This window comes from Pseudomonas sp. zfem004 (genome assembly GCF_032621715.1).
Taxonomy (GTDB): domain Bacteria; phylum Pseudomonadota; class Gammaproteobacteria; order Pseudomonadales; family Pseudomonadaceae; genus Aquipseudomonas; species Aquipseudomonas sichuanensis.
Window position 1 is genome coordinate 247,595 of record NZ_JAVYJF010000001.1, and the last position, 16,430, is coordinate 264,024.

Genomic DNA, 16,430 nt, shown 5'->3' on the forward strand with positions numbered 1-16,430 from the left:
GATCAGGCCGGTTCTGCCACGGGCGCCTTGGCCACCGAGCAGAGGCGCACCGAGTCGGCAAGAATCTCGATGGCCTTGGGCCGCGGGAAGCTGGCGCGCCAGGCGATGGCCACGGTGCGGAACGGCGCCGGTGAGGTCAGCGGGCGAACCTCGATGACACCGGGCGCGTAGTGGTGGCTGTGCACCGCCGACAGCGGAAGAATCGACACGCCCAGGCCAGAGGCGACCATGTGGCGGATGGTTTCCAGCGAGCTGGACTCGACCGTGGTGTGCTTGGCGCCTTCGCCGCCCTTGTTGAGGGTGGGGCAGGCCTCCAGTACCTGGTCGCGGAAGCAGTGGCCTTCGCCCAGCAGCAGCAGGCTCTTGTCGTTGAGCATGGCGGTGTCGATGGTCTTTTTCGCGGTCCACGGGTGGTCGGCCGGCATCAGCGCGCAGAAGGGTTCGTCGTACAGCGGCAACGTCAGCACGTCGGCTTCATTGAACGGCAGGGCGACGATCACCGCGTCCAGCTCGCCATTGCGCAGCTTTTCGCGCAGCACGTGGGTGAAGTTCTCTTCGATGTACAGCGGCATCTGTGGCGCCACGCGGTGCAGCTGCGGGATCAGGTGCGGGAACAGGTAGGGGCCGACGGTATAGATGGCGCCAACCTTGAGCGGGGCCGTCAGCTGGTTCTTGCCGGCCTGGGCCAGTTCGCGGATACCCTGGGCCTGTTCCAGGACCTTCTGCGCCTGGGCGACGATGCTCTCGCCGACCGGCGTGAGGCGTACCGCGCTCTTGCTGCGCTCGAAAATCAGCACGCCGAGCTCGTCCTCGAGCTTCTTCACCCCGACCGACAAGGTGGGCTGGCTGACGTGGCAACGCTCGGCGGCGTGGCCGAAGTGCTGCTCCTGGGCGAGGGTGACGATGTAGCGAAGTTCGGTGAGGGTCATAACGTGCGTCCATGAAGTTGCGGCCCCAGCATAGCGGCTGCAATTGATAGACGCACGTTATCAGACTTGCTGTTTTGTGACAGAAACAAAAGCGTCAGCGTCGGTCCAGCGAGTAGACGAACGGTGCAACGACTTCGATCGTGCCATTGGTCAACAGCTCGGCCGGAGGTTTGGGAACCGTGCCGGCCCGGCGGATCATTTCCATTGTGGCCCGGTCCAGCGCCGCGCTGCCCGACCCACCCGCCATCGAGAACGAGACCACCTTGCCTTCGGCGTCGACCACGAAACGCAGGCGGTTGATGCCCTGCAAGCCGCGACGGCGAGCGTCCTCGGGGTACTTCTTGTACTTCGCCAGGTGGCGCAGCAGGTCGCTCTGCCAGCTCGGCAGGGCATTGCTGTTCGAGGCGATACTCGGTGCCGGTGCCGCCGACTTCTGCGGTGGCGAATTGCTCGGCGGAGTATCCGCGACGTCTTCCTTGGCCGGCGGTTCGTCCTTGGGCGGCTCAGGCTTTTTCTCAGGCTTGGGCGGCTGCGGCTTGGCCTTGGGCTTGGGCGGCTTGGGGATGGCGATTTTCGGTTTTGGCGCTTCTGCCAGTTTCGGCAGCGGCGGTTCCTCGACCGGGGTCGGCGGCTTCGGTGCGGCCTTCGGCGGTGGCGGCGGTGCGGGCTCGGGCAGCGGTGCCAGCTCGACCATCATGGCTGCCGGTGGCAGCTCGATGGCCTGGGGCACCGACCAGTTGAGCGTCAGCACCACGGCGACCACGTGCACGCCCAGCACGAAGGCCAGGCTGGTGCCGTAGCGCGCCATGTTTGAGCGCGTTTTCGTCATTTCTTGGCTGCCGTCTCGAGCCCGACCAGGCCAACCTTGAGGTAGCCGGCGGCGCGCATGGTGTTCATCACTTCCATCAGGTCGCCGTAATCGACGCCTTTGTCAGCCTGGAAGAAGATGGTGGTTTCCTTGTCGCCCTTGGTCTTGGCATCGAGCATCGCGCCAAGCTGATCCTGCTGGGCCACCAGGTCATCGCCGAGGTACAGCTTCTTGTCGGCCTTGACGCTGACGAACACCGGCTTCTCCGGCCTCGGCGCCGGCTTGGCGGTCGAGGCGGGCAGGTCGACCTTGATGTCGACCGTGGCCAGGGGGGCGGCGACCATGAAGATGATCAGCAGCACCAGCATCACGTCGATGAACGGCGTGACGTTGATTTCGTGGTTCTCGGCGAGGTCGTCGCCACCTTCGTTCAGATGCAGGCCCATGGCTTACCCCACTTTCACCATGTGCGGGGCGGCGCGCTCGCCACCTTGGTGGTCCAGGTCACGGCTGACCAGCAGCAGTACCTGAGCGGAAGCGTCGGATACCTGCGCCTTGTAGCCGGCGATGGAGCGGGCAAAGACGTTGTAGATGACCACCGCCGGGATTGCCGCAACCAGGCCCAGGGCCGTGGCCAGCAGGGCTTCGGCGATACCCGGGGCAACCACGGCAAGGTTGGTGGTCTGCGTCTTGGCGATGCCGATGAAGCTGTTCATGATGCCCCACACGGTACCGAACAGGCCGACGAACGGAGCGGTGGAACCGATGGTGGCCAGCACGCCGGTGCCGCTGCTCATGGTGCGACCGCTGGCGGCTACCAGGCGCTCGAGGCGGAAGCTGACACGCTCCTTGATGCCTTCTTTTTCACGGGCGTTGGCCGACAGGCGCATCTCTTCGAGAGCGTCGTGCACCAGGGTGTGGGCCAGGGTGCCTTCCTTGTTGGAGACTTCGCTGGCTTCCTTGAGGCTCACCGAGCGCTTCAGGGCCGCGATTTCACCACGCAGGCGACGCTTGGCGCCCATCAGCTCGAAGCCTTTGGCGATCCAGATGGTCCAGGTGATGATCGAGGCGATGGCCAGGCCAATCATCACGGCCTTCACCACCACGTCGGCGTTCTTGTACATGCCCCATGGGGACAGGTCGTGGGCCATGCCCAGCGAGGTGTCTTCGACCAGCGGCTGCACGTTCTCGTCCACTGGAGCCTGGGCGTCCACCGGCGCGGTTGCGTCTACCGGCGCCTGGCCTTCAGCGGCCGGCGCAGCCGGAGCGGTGGCGGCGGCTGGGGTAGCGGCGGCGGTAGCGGTTGGCTCATCGGCCATGGCCACGGGTGCCAGCACCAGGCTGAAGATCAGCGCGGCAATGGCGCGCCAGGCGCGCGACGTGGTTGGCGAAGCGGAAGGTTGAGTACGTGTCATGCTGGCCGGACCTGATGAAGAGGAAAAGATTGAGTTCTCCAAGGCCTCGAAGCAGGCCGAGAACAGACAAGACGGCCATTATTGCAATTAATTCTTGTTAACAAAAGTAATGAGATTGCTTTTTTTGACCTTGGTATAGCCGTTTATCGCCAGAACCCTATAGCCTGCTCCTTTAGGAATAGGAGTTTTGGCATGTCAGACGTATCTGCTTTGATCGTAGGTTGTGGTGATGTCGGCAGTCGTCTGGCCCGCCAACTACTGGCCCTCGGCTGGCAGGTAAGCGGCTTGCGGCGCTCGGTCCAGCAGTTGCCCAAAGGGGTCGAGCCCATCGCCGCCGACCTGTCCGACCAGCGTATGCCGGTTGATTGGCCCGAGCGTAACCCGGACTACCTGGTGTACTGCGTGGCTGCCAGTCAGCATGACGAAGCCGGCTATCAGGCGGCCTACGTCGAGGGTTTGCGGCATGTACTGGCTTGGCTGCAGCGCGGCGGCAAACTGCCCCGGCGGCTGCTGTTCGTGTCCAGCAGCAGCGTTTTCGCGCAGAAGGACGGTGAGTGGATCGACGAGACTGCCAGCACCGAGCCCGAAGGCTATTCCGGCAAGGTGATGCTTGAAGCCGAGCAGCTCGCCCTGCGCAGCGGCATCCCTGCCAGTGTCGTACGCCTGACGGGTATCTATGGCCCGGGGCGTGAGTGGTTGCTGAGCCAGGTGCGCCAGGGCTATCGCGTCGCCGAGGAGCCACCGCTGTATGGCAACCGGATCCATGCCGAGGATGCTGCGAGCCTGCTGGCGTACCTGCTGCAGGCCGATGCCCGTGGTGTGGTGCTGGACGAGTGCTATATCGGTGTCGACGACGACCCGGCGCCGCTGGCCGATGTGGTGGCCTGGCTGCGGGGGTACATGGGTGTTACCGAGTGGTCGGATGACCAGCGGGTGCGGCGTACCGGCAGCAAGCGCTGCAGCAATGCGCGGGCGAAGGCGTTGGGGTGGGTGCCGCAGTATCCCAGTTATAAAGAGGGGTATGCCGCCATTCTGGAGGGGCGTAGCTGAGGTTTGTGGCCCTATCGCGGGGCAAGCCCGCTCCCACGAAGCCGAAAGATCCGTGGGAGCGGCGGTGCGCCGCTGCGACTTGCCCCGCGATGAGCGTTAGTCCTTCTCCAGCACCCACTGCCGGGCGCCGGCAGCCAGCTCGGGCATTTCATCGGGCTGGGCACGGTTAACTGCCCGGAAGATCTCCAGGGTGTCGCCATCGCGCTTGAAGATCCACGGCGCGCCGCGCTGATTGCGTTCCAGCCACATGCTGTCGTTGCCGCCGCCCATGGTCGCGCAATCGCCCGCCAGGCACACGGCGAAGCGGTCAACCCCAGGCAGCCCGGTGACATTGCCGGTGTCACTGAAGCGCACGGTAGTGCCTTGGCCCTGGCCCTCGACGATCTTCCAGTCACCATCCAGGAAGGCTTTGTACAGTGCCTTCTCGAAGCTGCCGCCCAATGGGGTGTTGCTTGCCGCTTCGCTGCGCACGAAGCGCTGCTCTGCGCCTGCCGGGTTGATGACCCGAAGCTCGTCGCCATCGAGCTCCAACTGTTCGGTCTGGCCACCGTCAAAGCTGACCTGCCAGTTGTTCTTGTTGGCGCTGAGTCGGCCGTCGACCGCTTCGAAACCATTGCTGAAGCTGGCTTTCTGGCTGGCGACATCCAGCTTCCATTCGAGCTCGATGCCATTCTTGTTCAGCGGTTCACTCACGCGGCCGCTTTTGACGACTGCGTCGATGGCGTCCTGGTTGATCCAGGTGCCGTTGAAATCTTCAGGTTTGTGGCTGGCGCAGCCGCCCAGGAGCAGGGCTGCCAATGCCAGAGGCAATGCGTGGCGCATGGGGAGAACCTTGGGGCAGGAGGGGCGGTGACGGGCGTGCCGCCCGTCACTCGGGGTATTACTCGAGGACCAGAATGGCGTCCATTTCAACCTGGGCGCCTTTTGGCAGCGCTGCCACGCCGATGGCGGCGCGGGCAGGGTAGGGCTGTTCGAAGTAACGGCCCATGACCTCGTTGACCTTGGCGAAGTGGCTCAGGTCGGTGAGGAAGATGTTCAGCTTGACGATGTCCTTGAACGAACCGCCAGCAGCCTCGGCGACCGACTTCAGGTTTTCGAACACCTGGACGGTCTGGGCTTCGAAGCCTTCAACCAGTTCCATGGTTTTCGGGTCGAGCGGAATCTGGCCCGACATGTAGACGGTGTTGCCGGCCTTGATCGCCTGGGAGTAAGTACCGATGGCGGCAGGGGCCTTGTCGCTGGTGATGACAGTCTTGCTCATGATGACTCCTTGCGGTTGGCGGACTACGCACGCGTCCGGGTGATGCGGACCACCCCGGTCAAGGTGCGCAGCTTCTTGATCACGCGGGCCAGGTGCACGCGGTCGCGCACGCTGACCACCAGTTGGACCACGCTGATACGACCGTCGCGTTCGTCCATGCTGATTTTTTCGATGTTGCCGTCGGCGGCGTTGACGCTGCTGGCCAAGAGGGCGATCAGGCCGCGCTGGTGCTCCAGCTCGACGCGCAGCTCGACATTGAACTCGCCAGCGACATCCTTGGCCCAGGAGAGCTGCAGGCACTTCTCCGGGTTGTGACGGATTTCACTGATGTTGCGGCAGTCTTCCAGGTGCACGACCATGCCCTTGCCCGCCGACAGGTGGCCGACGATCGGATCGCCGGGGATCGGCGTGCAGCACTTGGCGTAGCTGAGTACCAGGCCTTCGGTGCCGCGGATCGTCAGCGGGCCTTCCGGTGCCGGCAGCTCCTCGCCGTCGGCAGACAGCAGGCGGCGGGCGACCACATAGGCCATGCGGTTGCCCAGGCCGATGTCTTCGAGCAGGTCTTCGATCAGCTCCAGGCGGTACTCGGCGAGAATCGCCTGGATGCGTTCCTGGGGGATCTTCTCCAGGCTGCTGTCGAAGCCGGTCAGTACCTTGTTCAGCAGGCGCTCGCCGAGGCTGATGGACTCGGAACGGCGCTGCTGCTTGAGGGCATGACGGATGTGCGTGCGGGCCTTGCCGGTGACCACGAAGTTGAGCCACGCCGGGTTCGGGCGGGCGCCCGGGGCGCTGACGATCTCCACGGTCGAGCCGCTTTGCAGCGGTTCGGACAGCGGCGCCAGGCGGCGGTTGATGCGGCAGGCGATGCAGCTGTTGCCGACGTCGGTGTGCACCGCGTAGGCGAAGTCGACGGCGGTGGAGCCTTTGGGCAGCTCCATGATCCGGCCTTTGGGGGTGAAGACGTAGACCTCGTCCGGGAACAGGTCGATCTTCACGCTCTCGATGAACTCCAGCGAGTTGCCGGCGCGCTGCTGCAGTTCGAGGATGCCCTTGACCCACTGGCGGGCGCGGGCGTGGCTGCCCTTGGGCTGCTCTTCCTCGTTGGACTTGTACAGCCAGTGCGCGGCGATGCCGTTGTTGGCCATCTCTTCCATTTCGCGGGTGCGGATCTGGATTTCGATGGGCACGCCGTGCATGCCGAACAGGGTGGTGTGCAGCGACTGGTAGCCGTTGGCCTTGGGGATCGCGATGTAATCCTTGAAGCGCCCAGGCAGCGGTTTGTACAGGTTGTGCACGGCGCCCAGCACGCGGTAGCAGGTGTCGACCTTGTCGACGACGATGCGGAAGGCGTACACGTCCATGATTTCGGTGAAGGCGCGGCGCTTGCCACGCATCTTCTTGTAGATGCCGTAGAGGTGTTTCTGCCGTCCGCTGACCTCGCCCTCGATACCGTCGGCGGCCAGGCAGTTGGCCAGCGAGGTTTCGATCTTGGCGACGATCTCCTTGCGGTTGCCACGGGCGGCTTTCACTGCGCGGTGGATCAGCGAGGAGCGCATCGGGTGCATGGCCTTGAAACCCAGGTCCTCGAACTCCACGCGCACGGTGTGCATCCCCAGGCGATTGGCGATGGGGGCGTAGATCTCGAGGGTTTCCTTGGCGATGCGCCGGCGTTTTTCGCCGGACAGCACTTCCAGCGTGCGCATGTTGTGCAGGCGGTCGGCCAGCTTGACCAGGATCACGCGAATGTCGCGGGCCATGGCCATGGCCATTTTCTGGAAGTTTTCCGCTTGCGCTTCGGCCTTGGTCTCGAAGTTCATCTGGGTCAGCTTGCTGACCCCGTCGACCAGCTCGGCGACGGTTTCGCCGAATTGCTGGCTCAAGGCTTCCTTGGCGATGCCGGTGTCTTCGATCACGTCGTGCAGCATGGCCGCCATCAGGCTCTGATGGTCCATGTGCATGTCGGCGAGGATGCTGGCGACCGCCAGCGGGTGCGTCACGTAGGGTTCGCCGCTGCGGCGGCGCTGGCCGTCGTGGGCTTGTTCGGCATAGAAGTAGGCCCGACGAACCAGGTTGACCTGTTCGGGGCCTAGATAAGTCGACAGCCGTTCGGCAAGGGCTTCTATACCCGGCATGGTTTCACCTCTTGCGAAAGAAGAGGGCCTTGCGCCGCACGGTGTCGACTGGGCATCAATCAGACGGCCTCGTTGTTCTCGTCCTCGAACGCGGCGAATACCGGATCCTCGGTGACGATTTCTTCGGCGGCGATGAATTCGTTGGTGACGATGCCTTCGGCGATTTCACGCAGGGCGACGACGGTTGGCTTGTCGTTTTCCCACGCTACGCGTGGCTCTTTGCCGCCGGTAGCCAGCTGGCGGGCGCGCTTGGTCGAGAGCATGACCAGCTCGAAGCGGTTATCCACGTGTTCCAGGCAGTCTTCAACAGTTACGCGGGCCATGGTCTTCCTCAGTAGCAAATGCGGTAGGCGTGCGCCCATGAATGGGCAGGCGGACTCGATAGTTTAAAAAATCACCAGCCAATAGGGAAGGACTGTTTTATCTGGTGACCCATCGCAAGCACCCCGCGGGAGCGGGCTTGCCCCGCGAAAGCGCCGGAACAGACAGCATCAGGCCTGAGGCTGACAATAACGTCACCCAGCCCGCGAACACAACAGCCTCACAGCATCGCGTCGCGCAGCCGCGGGGTCAGCTCCTCGAACAGGGTCTGCACCGAGCGCAGCGCACGGCAATCCGGGCGGGTCAGCAGCCACAACTGGGTATCGCAGCCGGGCAGCGGGCCGCTCAGCGCATCCACGCCCGGTAGCGCGTGGACCATGTAGTCGGGCAGTGCCGCCACGCCCAGGCCGGTGCTCACCAGCTGGGCAATGGTCGACATGCCGCTGCACTGGTAGCGCGGGCTCAGCCCCGGGTACTGCTGGTTGCGCCAGACCACGGTGGCGTGGTCCTGCATGGAGTCGTCCGGGGCGATCCACGGCACGCTGGTGGGCGAGCTGTCGAGGCGCTCGCGCAGCTCGGGCCGGCCGCAGATCACGTAGCTGGTCGAGCCCAGGCAGCGGCCGACCAGGTGCTCCGGCGGTGTGTTGGTCAGGCGCAGGGCAATGTCAGCGTCGCGTCGGCTGAGGTTGGCGAAGGTGTTGGAGGTGCCCATTTCCAGCGACAGCGCCGGGTAGTTGGGCATGAACTCGGCCAGTGCCGGCAGCAGCAGGCTGTGCAGGACCGCCTCGGTACAGGTCAGGCGCACCGTGCCGCTGACCACCTGTTCGCCGCTGGTCAGGGCGATGCGCGCGGCATCCAGCGCCTGTTCGGCACGCTCGGCCTGCTCGGCCAGGGCCTGGGCGGTGTCGGTGGGCAGGTAGCCCTTGCGACTCTTGACGAACAGCGCGGTGCCCAGCGCCGATTCCAGCCGGCGAATCGAGCGGAACACCGTCGAAACATCGACCTTGAGCAGTTCGGCAGCCTTTGCCAGGGAGCGGCCGCGTTCCAGGGCCAGGACCAGTGACAGGTCCGCATGGTTGATCTGATATTGCATTGGTGCACGCTCTGCTTGCCGAATTGCCAATGTCTAGTTGCGTTTGAGCCATTTTATAGTGAAACGGCCGACAGGAATCAATGCAGCCGGTCGGCAACCAGCCCCCAACGATGGGCCAGTGAAAAGAACAACAGTAATTCCATCGTCGCCTTAGCAGGCGTCAGCCGTATCCCCACATCGCCGCTCCGAATCAAAGGATGTACAGCCATGACGTCGGTCTCCCCGTGCGCCAGTTCTTCCCGCGAGATGAATGAATTCCTGGAAGCCCATCCGGACACCCAGTACGTCGATCTGCTGATCTCCGACATGAACGGCGTGGTGCGCGGCAAGCGCATCGAGCGCGCCAGCCTGCACAAGGTGTACGAGAAAGGCATCAACCTGCCGGCCTCGTTGTTCGCCCTCGACATCAACGGCTCGACCGTCGAAAGCACCGGCCTTGGCCTGGACATCGGCGACGCCGATCGCATCTGCTTCCCGATCCCCGGCACGCTGTCCGACGAGCCGTGGCAGAAGCGCCCCACCGCCCAGCTGCTGATGACCATGCACGAGTTGGACGGTGCGCCGTTCTTCGCCGACCCGCGGGAAGTGCTGCGCCAGGTGGTGAGCAAGTTCGACGACCTCGGCCTGGATATCTGCGCCGCGTTCGAGCTGGAGTTCTACCTGATCGACCAGGACAACCTCAACGGCCGCCCGCAGCCGCCGCGCTCGCCGATCTCCGGCAAGCGCCCGCAATCGACCCAGGTGTACCTGATCGACGACCTCGACGAGTACGCCGACTGCCTGCAGGACATGCTCGAAGCCGCCAAGGAGCAGGGCCTGCCTGCTGACGCGATCGTCAAGGAAAGCGCCCCGGCGCAGTTCGAAGTGAACCTGCACCACGTCGCCGACCCGATGAAGGCCTGCGACTACGCGATCCTGCTCAAGCGCCTGATCAAGAACGTCGCCTACGACCATGAAATGGACACCACCTTCATGGCCAAGCCCTACCCGGGCCAGGCGGGCAACGGCCTGCACGTGCACATCTCGCTGCTCGACAAGAAGACCGGCAAGAACATCTTCGCCAGTGACGACCCGCTCGAAAGCGACACCCTGCGCCACGCCGTCGGTGGTGTGCTGGAGACCATGCCGGCGTCGATGGCCTTCCTCTGCCCGAACATCAACTCGTACCGCCGCTTCGGTGCCCAGTTCTACGTGCCCAATGCGCCGAGCTGGGGTGTGGACAACCGCACGGTGGCGGTGCGCGTGCCGAACGACAACCGCGACAACGTGCGTATCGAGCACCGCGTGGCCGGCGCCGATGCCAACCCGTACCTGATGCTCGCCGCGATCCTGTCCGGTATCCACCATGGCCTGACCAACAAGGTCGAGCCGGGCGCGCCGATCGAGGGCAACTCCTACGAGCAACTGGAGCAGAGCCTGCCGAACAACCTGCGCGATGCCCTGCGCGCGCTGGACGACAGTGAAGTGCTCAACCAATACATCAGCCCGGACTACATCGATATCTTCGTGGCCTGCAAAGAGAGCGAGCTGGCCGAGTTCGAAGTGTCGATCTCCGACCTCGAGTACAACTGGTACCTGCACACGGTGTAAGCCCATGAGCGCAATTGCGGTCCCCTTGATCGGTGTCAGCGCCTGCCGTCAGCAGGTGGGGAAGAACTCGTCGCACACAGTGGGCGACAAGTATGTCGAGGCCGCAGGCTTTGCCGGCCTGCCGCTGATCCTGCCGGCCCGTGATGGCGGCAGCGACACGCAGGCGCTGCTGGCGCAACTCGACGGCATTCTGTTTACCGGCTCGCCTTCCAATATCGAGCCGCATCATTACAATGGCGCGCCCAGCGCGGCAGGCACCCGCCACGACCTTGCGCGTGACCGCCTGACCTTGCCGTTGCTGCAGGCGGCGATTGCCGCCGGGGTACCGGTGTTCTGCATTTGTCGTGGTTTCCAGGAACTGAACGTGGCCCTTGGCGGCAGCTTGCACCAGCGGGTGCAGGAGTTGCCCGGCTACCTGGACCACCGTGAACCTGAGGACGCACCCCTGGAGGTGCAATACGGCCCTCGCCACCCCGTCGCTGTTGCACCTGGCGGGTTGTTCGAGCGCCTGGGCCTGGCGGCGCAGTTCGAGGTCAACTCGCTGCACAGCCAGGGCATCGACCGTCTGGCCCCTGGCCTGCGTGTCGAGGCACGGGCCCCGGATGGCCTGATCGAAGCGGTGTCGATGCCGGATGCGCCGGGCCTGGTGCTCGGTGTGCAGTGGCACCCGGAATGGCGTTACGCCGAAAACCCGGTCTCGCTGCGCCTGTTCGAGGCGTTCCGCGAGGCCTGCATTGCCCACGCTGCACGGGAGGGTGTGCGCTCGAAAACATTCGGGCGTTAGCCGAAGGTCGAGGATGACCGTGCCCCCACCGCAAGCTTTCAATGAGTGAAAGCGGGCCCTCTACGGCGGGCCTGTGAGAACAATTCCAATAGTTACGGCAAATACTCATGAGCAATTACACAGAAGCCGGCCGCCCACCTGATGTGGCAGCCGACTCGGGCAACAACACCCAAGCCGCCAGCAAAGGCCTGGCCAAGGGCCGCCTGGGCCTTTTGGCCAGCGTGGTGCTGGGCATCTCCACCATTGCCCCGGTCTACACCCTGACCGGCGCCCTCGGCCCGACCGTGCGCGAAGTCGGCGCCCACCTGCCGGCGGTGTTCATCGTCGGCTTCCTGCCGATGCTGCTGGTGGCCCTGGGCTACCGCGAGCTGAACTCGGCTGAGCCGGACAGCGGTACTTCCTTCACCTGGTCGGCGCGGGCGTTCGGCCCGATGATCGGCTGGATCGGCGGCTGGGGGCTGGTGGTCGCCACCACCATCGTGCTGTCCAACCTGGCGGGCGTGGCCGTCGACTTCTTCTACCTGTTCCTGGCCCAGATCACCGGCACCCAGGAGCTGGCGGCCCTGGCAGACAACCTGCTGATCAACGTCACCACCTGTTGCGTGTTCATCGCCCTGGCGGTGTGGATCTGTTGTCGCGGCATGGCGACGACCATGACGGTGCAGTATGGCTTGGTGGCCCTGCAACTGATGGTGCTGATCGGCTTTGCCTTCGCCGCGTTCAGCGAGTCCACGGCGCCGCCGCCGCTGGCCTTCGACCTGGCCTGGTTCAACCCGTTCGGTGTCGAGTCGTTCTCGGCGTTCGCCGCCGGCCTGTCGTTGTCGATCTTCATTTTCTGGGGCTGGGACGTATGCCTGACCGTCAGTGAAGAGTCCGTCGGCAGTGACGAGGTGCCGGGCAAGGCGGCCACCTGGACCGTATTGCTGATCCTGATGCTGTACCTGCTCACCGCCATCGCCACCCTGCAGTTCGCCGGGATCAGCGACAGCGGCCTGGGCCTGGGCAACCCGCGTATCCAGGAGAACGTGTTTGCCCACCTGGCCGGCCCGGTGATGGGCCCGCTGGCCATCCTGATGTCCATCGCCGTGCTGGCCAGTACGGCCGCATCGCTGCAGTCGACCTTCGTTTCGCCGGCGCGCACCCTGCTTGCCATGGGTTACTACGGCGCCGTGCCGCAGCGCTTCGCCAGCGTCTGCCCGCGCTCGCAGACCCCGCGTTACGCCACCATCTGCGCCGGCGTCGCCGCGGGCCTGTTCTACGTGACCATGCGTACCCTGAGCGAGAACGTGCTGGCCGACACCATCACCGCCCTGGGCATGATGATCTGCTTCTACTACTCGCTGACCGCGTTCGCCTGCGTGTGGTACTTCCGCCACAGCCTGTTCACCAGCCTGCGCCACTTCTTCATGCGCGGCGTGTGCCCGCTGTTGGGTGGGGTGATCCTGTCGGTGATCTTCGCGCGCACCGCGATCGACAGCGCTTCGCCGGACTTTGGCAGCGGCTCGCATGTCGGCGGGTTGGGGTTGGTGTTCGTGATCGCAGCGATCATCTCGGCGCTGGGCATCGTGCTGATGCTGCTCTCGCGGTTGCGGGCGCCGGCGTACTTCCTGGGGGCTACCCTGCGTCAGCAGGCGACCATTCAGTTGCAGGAATAAAGGTAGGAGCAGTCATCGCGGGGCAAGCCCGCTCCCACGCATTTCGTAGGAGCGGGCTTGCCCCGCGATGTTGTTTCAGCCGACCAGTTGTTTCAGCAGCGCCTCATGGCGCTGTTGTTGTTTCTGGAGCAGCAGCCGGTTCGAGCGGAACACTGCTTTCAGGTCATCCAGCGCCACGTCGAAGTCGTCATTGATGATGACGTACTCGTATTCGTCGTAGTGCTCCATCTCGCTGACCGCTTCCTTCATGCGACCGGCAATGATCTCTTCGCTATCCTGACCGCGGCCGTCCAGGCGCTGGCGCAGGGCCTGCTGGCTGGGCGGCAGGATGAAGATCGAGCGCGCCTCGGGCATCAGTTTGCGTACCTGCTGGGCACCTTGCCAGTCGATCTCGAGGATCAGGTCGAAGCCCTGGTCGAGGGTTTCCTGCAGGGCGCTGCGCGACGTGCCGTAGAAGTTGCCGAACACCTCGGCGTGCTCGAGGAAATCGCCCTGGGCGATCAGGGTCTTGAATTCCTCGTGGACGACGAAGTGGTAGTTCACCCCGTGCGCCTCACCCGGGCGCATGGCGCGGGTGGTGTGGGAGACCGACACGCGAACGTGTGGATCCTGCTTGATCAGCTCGGTAACCAGGCTGGTCTTGCCGGCGCCGGACGGTGCCGAAACGATGTAGAGGGTGCCGCTGCTGTGGTTCATGGTCGGGGGTGGCCTTACTCGATGTTCTGTACTTGTTCACGCATCTGTTCGATCAACACCTTCAGGTTGACCGCCGCCTGCGTGCTGCGTGGGTCAAAGGCCTTGGAGCCCAGGGTGTTGGCTTCGCGGTTGAGCTCCTGCATCAGGAAGTCCAGGCGCCGGCCGGCGGCTCCGCCCGACTTGAGCACCCGGCGCACTTCGGTGACGTGGGTGCTGAGGCGGTCGAGCTCTTCGGCGACGTCGCTCTTCTGTGCCAGCAGCACCATCTCCTGCTCGAGGCGCTGCGGGTCGAGCTCGGCCTGCATGTCGCTGAAACGGTCGAGGATCTTCTGCCGCTGCACGGCCAGCATCTGCGGTACCTGGGTACGCAGGGTGGCCACTTCGCTGGCCATGCTGTCCAGGCGTTCGTTGATCAGCCGGGCCAGTTCGGCACCTTCACGCTGGCGTCCGGCCTTGAGCTCGGCCAGGGCTTCGTCGAACAGGGCGATGGCTTCGGCATTGAGGGCCTGGGGGTCGCTGGCGTCGGCGACCAGCACGCCTGGCCAGGCCAGGACTTCCAGCGGGTTGAGCGGCGCCGGCTGCTTGATCAGGCTGGCGACGGTCTCGGCGGCGGCGACCAGTTGCGCGGCGCGTTCACGGTCAACCTGCAGCGGCTTGCCGGTGCTGTCTTCGTTCAGGCGCAGGGTGCATTCGACCTTGCCCCGCGACAGCCCTTGGCGCAGGCCTTCACGCACTGCGCCCTCGAGGTCGCGCAGGGCTTCGGGCAGGCGCAGGTGGGGTTCGAGATAGCGATGGTTGACCGAGCGCAGCTCCCAGACCAGGGTGCCCTGGCTGCCGGCGCGTTCGGCGCGGGCAAAGGCGGTCATGCTGTGCACCATGGGGAGTACCTCGCGTAATCGGGTGAGCGGGGGAGCCTTACGGCTGCAAGGCGCAGGATTGTAGCGCAGTGCGGCCCGGGCGCCCAATCCGGCCATGCTACCGCTGCCCCGCAGCCGTGGTCGGAAAAGGCGACAGGCTGCGCCGGGTGCGACGATAGGCATGTCTTCGCGGGGCGACGGGCTCTATAATGCTCGGCAGATTTAAAGTCCCGGTACAGGTATCCCAGATGAAACGTCCAAGTGGTCGCGCCGCCGATCAGCTCCGCTCGATCCGCATCACCCGCAACTACACCAAGCACGCCGAGGGGTCGGTACTGGTCGAGTTCGGTGACACCAAGGTCATCTGCACGGTCAGCGTCGAAAATGGTGTTCCCCGCTTCCTCAAAGGCCAGGGCCAAGGTTGGCTGACCGCCGAGTACGGCATGCTGCCGCGTTCCACCGGCGAGCGTAACCAACGTGAAGCCAGCCGTGGCAAGCAAGGTGGTCGCACCCTGGAAATCCAGCGCCTGATCGGCCGCTCCCTGCGCGCTGCGCTGGACATGAGCAAGCTCGGCGATATCACCCTGTACGTCGACTGCGACGTGATCCAGGCCGACGGCGGTACCCGTACCGCTTCGATCACCGGTGCCATGGTCGCCCTGTGCGATGCCCTGGCCGTGATCAAGAAGCGCGGCGGCCTGAAGGGCGGTAACCCGCTCAAGCACATGATCGCCGCCGTATCGGTGGGCATGTACCAGGGCGAAGCGGTGCTCGACCTCGACTACCTGGAAGACTCCGCCGCCGAGACCGACCTCAACGTGGTCATGACCAGCGCTGGCGGCTTCATCGAAGTGCAGGGCACCGCTGAAGGCGCGCCGTTCCAGCCGGAAGACTTCAACGCCATGCTGGCGCTGGCGCAAAAAGGCATGGGCGAGATCTTCGAGCTGCAGAACGCCGCACTGGCTGACTGATCGCTCAGCCAGACACAAAAAAGCCGACTTCAGCGTCGGCTTTTTTGTGTCTGGCGTGGCTTAGATGGTCAGCGTCCAGTCGTAGTCCACGATCAACGGCGCGTGCCGGGAGAAGCGTGGCTGGCGCGGCAGGCGCGCATTGCGCACGAAGCGGCGCAGGCCTGGGGTGAGGATCTGGTAATCGAACCGGTAACCCAGGTTGAGCATCTCGGCCTGCTCGTTGTCTGGCCACCAGCTGTACTGGTCGCCTTCACGGCTGACTTCGCGCAGCGCATCGACGTAGCCCATTTCGCCGGTGATCGCGTCCATCCAGGCACGCTCTGGCGGCAGGAAGCCGACCGACTGCTGGCTGTCGCGCCAGTTCTTGATGTCGAGCTTCTGCTGCGCCACGTAGAACGAGCCGCAATAGATGTATTCGCGACGCTTGCGACGCTGTTTGTCCAGGTACTTGGCGAAGTCGTCCATCAACTTGAACTTCTGGTTCAAGTCTTCATCGCCGTTCATGCCCGAAGGCAGGAGCAGCGTGGCAATACTTACCTTGTCGAAATCTGCCTGCAGGTAACGCCCGTAACGGTCAACTGTCTCGAAGCCCAGGCCGGTGATGACTGCCTTGGGCTGCATGCGCGAGTAAAGTGCCACGCCACCTTGGGTGGGCACCTCCGCGTCGCAGGCGTAAAGGAAATAGCCATCGAGCTGGAAAGCTGGGTCGTCGAGTTCAAAGGCCGAGGCGCGGGTATCCTGAAGACAGATGACGTCGGCATTCTGGGCTTGCAACCAGCTGAGCAATCCACGCTCGGCTGCAGCCTGAATGCCATTCACGTTCACACTGATGATCCGCATAAATGGCCCCAAAAATCTCGTGCGTGTA

Annotated in this window: 17 protein-coding genes; 5 read left to right on the plus strand and 12 right to left on the minus strand. The window is 64.3% G+C overall.

From position 1 onward, the window contains the following. Positions 1 to 2 precede the first annotated feature (2 nt). From RTH46_RS01185 to exbB, 4 genes are all read right to left on the minus strand, one after another. Positions 3 to 929, minus strand: a complete 927-nt coding sequence (locus RTH46_RS01185) for a hydrogen peroxide-inducible genes activator (RefSeq protein ID WP_153786750.1) — start codon at positions 927 to 929, stop codon at positions 3 to 5. A gap of 94 nt (positions 930 to 1,023) precedes the next feature. Beyond that, positions 1,024 to 1,758: an energy transducer TonB gene (locus RTH46_RS01190; protein WP_316904871.1), complete on the minus strand. Its 735-nt coding sequence runs from the start codon at positions 1,756 to 1,758 to the stop codon at positions 1,024 to 1,026. Continuing rightward, entirely contained in the window at positions 1,755 to 2,183 is a 429-nt protein-coding gene (exbD, locus tag RTH46_RS01195) for a TonB system transport protein ExbD (RefSeq protein ID WP_110991985.1), read from the minus strand. The genes RTH46_RS01190 and exbD overlap by 4 nt, the downstream gene beginning before the upstream one ends. A gap of 3 nt (positions 2,184 to 2,186) precedes the next feature. After that, positions 2,187 to 3,152 carry a tonB-system energizer ExbB gene (exbB, locus tag RTH46_RS01200; RefSeq protein ID WP_316904872.1) on the minus strand — a complete coding sequence of 322 codons (966 nt, stop codon included), beginning with the start codon at positions 3,150 to 3,152 and terminating at the stop codon, positions 2,187 to 2,189. Positions 3,153 to 3,344: 192 nt separating this feature from the next. Here exbB and RTH46_RS01205 point away from each other — a divergent pair, with 192 nt between their 5' ends. Beyond that, positions 3,345 to 4,202 carry an SDR family oxidoreductase gene (locus RTH46_RS01205; RefSeq protein ID WP_316904873.1) on the plus strand — a complete coding sequence of 286 codons (858 nt, stop codon included), beginning with the start codon at positions 3,345 to 3,347 and terminating at the stop codon, positions 4,200 to 4,202. A gap of 96 nt (positions 4,203 to 4,298) precedes the next feature. On the opposite strand, the gene RTH46_RS01210 is transcribed toward RTH46_RS01205, so the two are convergent. From RTH46_RS01210 to RTH46_RS01230, 5 genes are all read right to left on the minus strand, one after another. After that, entirely contained in the window at positions 4,299 to 5,024 is a 726-nt protein-coding gene (locus RTH46_RS01210) for a hypothetical protein (protein ID WP_153786746.1), read from the minus strand. 58 nt (positions 5,025 to 5,082) lie between these two features. Next, on the minus strand, positions 5,083 to 5,463 hold the full coding sequence (locus tag RTH46_RS01215) for a RidA family protein (RefSeq protein ID WP_110991989.1): 381 nt from the start codon (positions 5,461 to 5,463) through the stop codon (positions 5,083 to 5,085). A gap of 23 nt (positions 5,464 to 5,486) precedes the next feature. Further along, positions 5,487 to 7,595 carry a bifunctional GTP diphosphokinase/guanosine-3',5'-bis pyrophosphate 3'-pyrophosphohydrolase gene (spoT, locus tag RTH46_RS01220; protein ID WP_153786745.1) on the minus strand — a complete coding sequence of 703 codons (2,109 nt, stop codon included), beginning with the start codon at positions 7,593 to 7,595 and terminating at the stop codon, positions 5,487 to 5,489. 59 nt (positions 7,596 to 7,654) lie between these two features. Further along, positions 7,655 to 7,918 carry a DNA-directed RNA polymerase subunit omega gene (gene rpoZ, locus RTH46_RS01225; RefSeq protein WP_003253383.1) on the minus strand — a complete coding sequence of 88 codons (264 nt, stop codon included), beginning with the start codon at positions 7,916 to 7,918 and terminating at the stop codon, positions 7,655 to 7,657. A 218-nt stretch (positions 7,919 to 8,136) separates the two neighbouring features. Continuing rightward, a complete protein-coding gene (locus tag RTH46_RS01230) occupies positions 8,137 to 9,009 on the minus strand; it encodes a LysR family transcriptional regulator (protein ID WP_110991991.1) in 873 nt (290 codons plus the stop codon). A gap of 207 nt (positions 9,010 to 9,216) precedes the next feature. Between RTH46_RS01230 and RTH46_RS01235 the strand changes: the two genes are divergently transcribed. The 3 genes from RTH46_RS01235 (at position 9,217) to RTH46_RS01245 (ending at position 13,038) form a co-directional block, all read left to right on the plus strand. After that, a complete protein-coding gene (locus RTH46_RS01235; protein ID WP_153786744.1) occupies positions 9,217 to 10,599 on the plus strand; it encodes a glutamine synthetase family protein in 1,383 nt (460 codons plus the stop codon). A 4-nt stretch (positions 10,600 to 10,603) separates the two neighbouring features. After that, the gene (locus tag RTH46_RS01240; RefSeq protein WP_153786743.1) at positions 10,604 to 11,383 is read left to right on the plus strand and encodes a gamma-glutamyl-gamma-aminobutyrate hydrolase family protein; all 780 of its coding nucleotides are present in this window, start codon (positions 10,604 to 10,606) and stop codon (positions 11,381 to 11,383) included. A gap of 107 nt (positions 11,384 to 11,490) precedes the next feature. Then, positions 11,491 to 13,038: an APC family permease gene (locus RTH46_RS01245; protein ID WP_153786742.1), complete on the plus strand. Its 1,548-nt coding sequence runs from the start codon at positions 11,491 to 11,493 to the stop codon at positions 13,036 to 13,038. A 75-nt stretch (positions 13,039 to 13,113) separates the two neighbouring features. Here RTH46_RS01245 and gmk read toward each other — a convergent pair whose 3' ends face one another. Both gmk and RTH46_RS01255 read right to left on the minus strand, forming a co-directional pair. Continuing rightward, positions 13,114 to 13,734, minus strand: coding sequence for a guanylate kinase (gmk, locus tag RTH46_RS01250; RefSeq protein WP_316904874.1), 621 nt, complete (start codon positions 13,732 to 13,734; stop codon positions 13,114 to 13,116). 14 nt (positions 13,735 to 13,748) lie between these two features. Further along, positions 13,749 to 14,612 (minus strand): YicC/YloC family endoribonuclease, encoded by an 864-nt coding sequence (locus RTH46_RS01255; RefSeq protein WP_316904875.1) that lies wholly within the window; start codon positions 14,610 to 14,612, stop codon positions 13,749 to 13,751. A 227-nt stretch (positions 14,613 to 14,839) separates the two neighbouring features. Here RTH46_RS01255 and rph point away from each other — a divergent pair, with 227 nt between their 5' ends. Then, positions 14,840 to 15,562 (plus strand): ribonuclease PH, encoded by a 723-nt coding sequence (rph, locus tag RTH46_RS01260; protein WP_110991997.1) that lies wholly within the window; start codon positions 14,840 to 14,842, stop codon positions 15,560 to 15,562. 60 nt (positions 15,563 to 15,622) lie between these two features. On the opposite strand, the gene RTH46_RS01265 is transcribed toward rph, so the two are convergent. After that, positions 15,623 to 16,402, minus strand: a complete 780-nt coding sequence (locus RTH46_RS01265; RefSeq protein ID WP_110991998.1) for an exodeoxyribonuclease III — start codon at positions 16,400 to 16,402, stop codon at positions 15,623 to 15,625. Between the last annotated feature and the right edge of the window lie 28 nt (positions 16,403 to 16,430).

Excerpts from the sequence above, each read along its gene's own strand:
- gmk (WP_316904874.1), bottom strand. The coding sequence starts at position 13,734 with ATGAACCACAGCAGCGGCACCCTCTACATCGTTTCGGCACCGTCCGGC.
- RTH46_RS01185 (WP_153786750.1), bottom strand. The coding sequence starts at position 929 with ATGACCCTCACCGAACTTCGCTACATCGTCACCCTCGCCCAGGAGCAG.
- exbD (WP_110991985.1), bottom strand. The coding sequence starts at position 2,183 with ATGGGCCTGCATCTGAACGAAGGTGGCGACGACCTCGCCGAGAACCAC.
- RTH46_RS01240 (WP_153786743.1), top strand. The coding sequence starts at position 10,604 with ATGAGCGCAATTGCGGTCCCCTTGATCGGTGTCAGCGCCTGCCGTCAG.
- exbB (WP_316904872.1), bottom strand. The coding sequence starts at position 3,152 with ATGACACGTACTCAACCTTCCGCTTCGCCAACCACGTCGCGCGCCTGG.
- RTH46_RS01205 (WP_316904873.1), top strand. The coding sequence starts at position 3,345 with ATGTCAGACGTATCTGCTTTGATCGTAGGTTGTGGTGATGTCGGCAGT.
- RTH46_RS01190 (WP_316904871.1), bottom strand. The coding sequence starts at position 1,758 with ATGACGAAAACGCGCTCAAACATGGCGCGCTACGGCACCAGCCTGGCC.
- RTH46_RS01230 (WP_110991991.1), bottom strand. The coding sequence starts at position 9,009 with ATGCAATATCAGATCAACCATGCGGACCTGTCACTGGTCCTGGCCCTG.
- RTH46_RS01255 (WP_316904875.1), bottom strand. The coding sequence starts at position 14,612 with ATGGTGCACAGCATGACCGCCTTTGCCCGCGCCGAACGCGCCGGCAGC.
- RTH46_RS01210 (WP_153786746.1), bottom strand. The coding sequence starts at position 5,024 with ATGCGCCACGCATTGCCTCTGGCATTGGCAGCCCTGCTCCTGGGCGGC.
- RTH46_RS01245 (WP_153786742.1), top strand. The coding sequence starts at position 11,491 with ATGAGCAATTACACAGAAGCCGGCCGCCCACCTGATGTGGCAGCCGAC.
- RTH46_RS01265 (WP_110991998.1), bottom strand. The coding sequence starts at position 16,402 with ATGCGGATCATCAGTGTGAACGTGAATGGCATTCAGGCTGCAGCCGAG.
- rpoZ (WP_003253383.1), bottom strand. The coding sequence starts at position 7,918 with ATGGCCCGCGTAACTGTTGAAGACTGCCTGGAACACGTGGATAACCGC.
- rph (WP_110991997.1), top strand. The coding sequence starts at position 14,840 with ATGAAACGTCCAAGTGGTCGCGCCGCCGATCAGCTCCGCTCGATCCGC.
- spoT (WP_153786745.1), bottom strand. The coding sequence starts at position 7,595 with ATGCCGGGTATAGAAGCCCTTGCCGAACGGCTGTCGACTTATCTAGGC.
- RTH46_RS01215 (WP_110991989.1), bottom strand. The coding sequence starts at position 5,463 with ATGAGCAAGACTGTCATCACCAGCGACAAGGCCCCTGCCGCCATCGGT.
- RTH46_RS01235 (WP_153786744.1), top strand. The coding sequence starts at position 9,217 with ATGACGTCGGTCTCCCCGTGCGCCAGTTCTTCCCGCGAGATGAATGAA.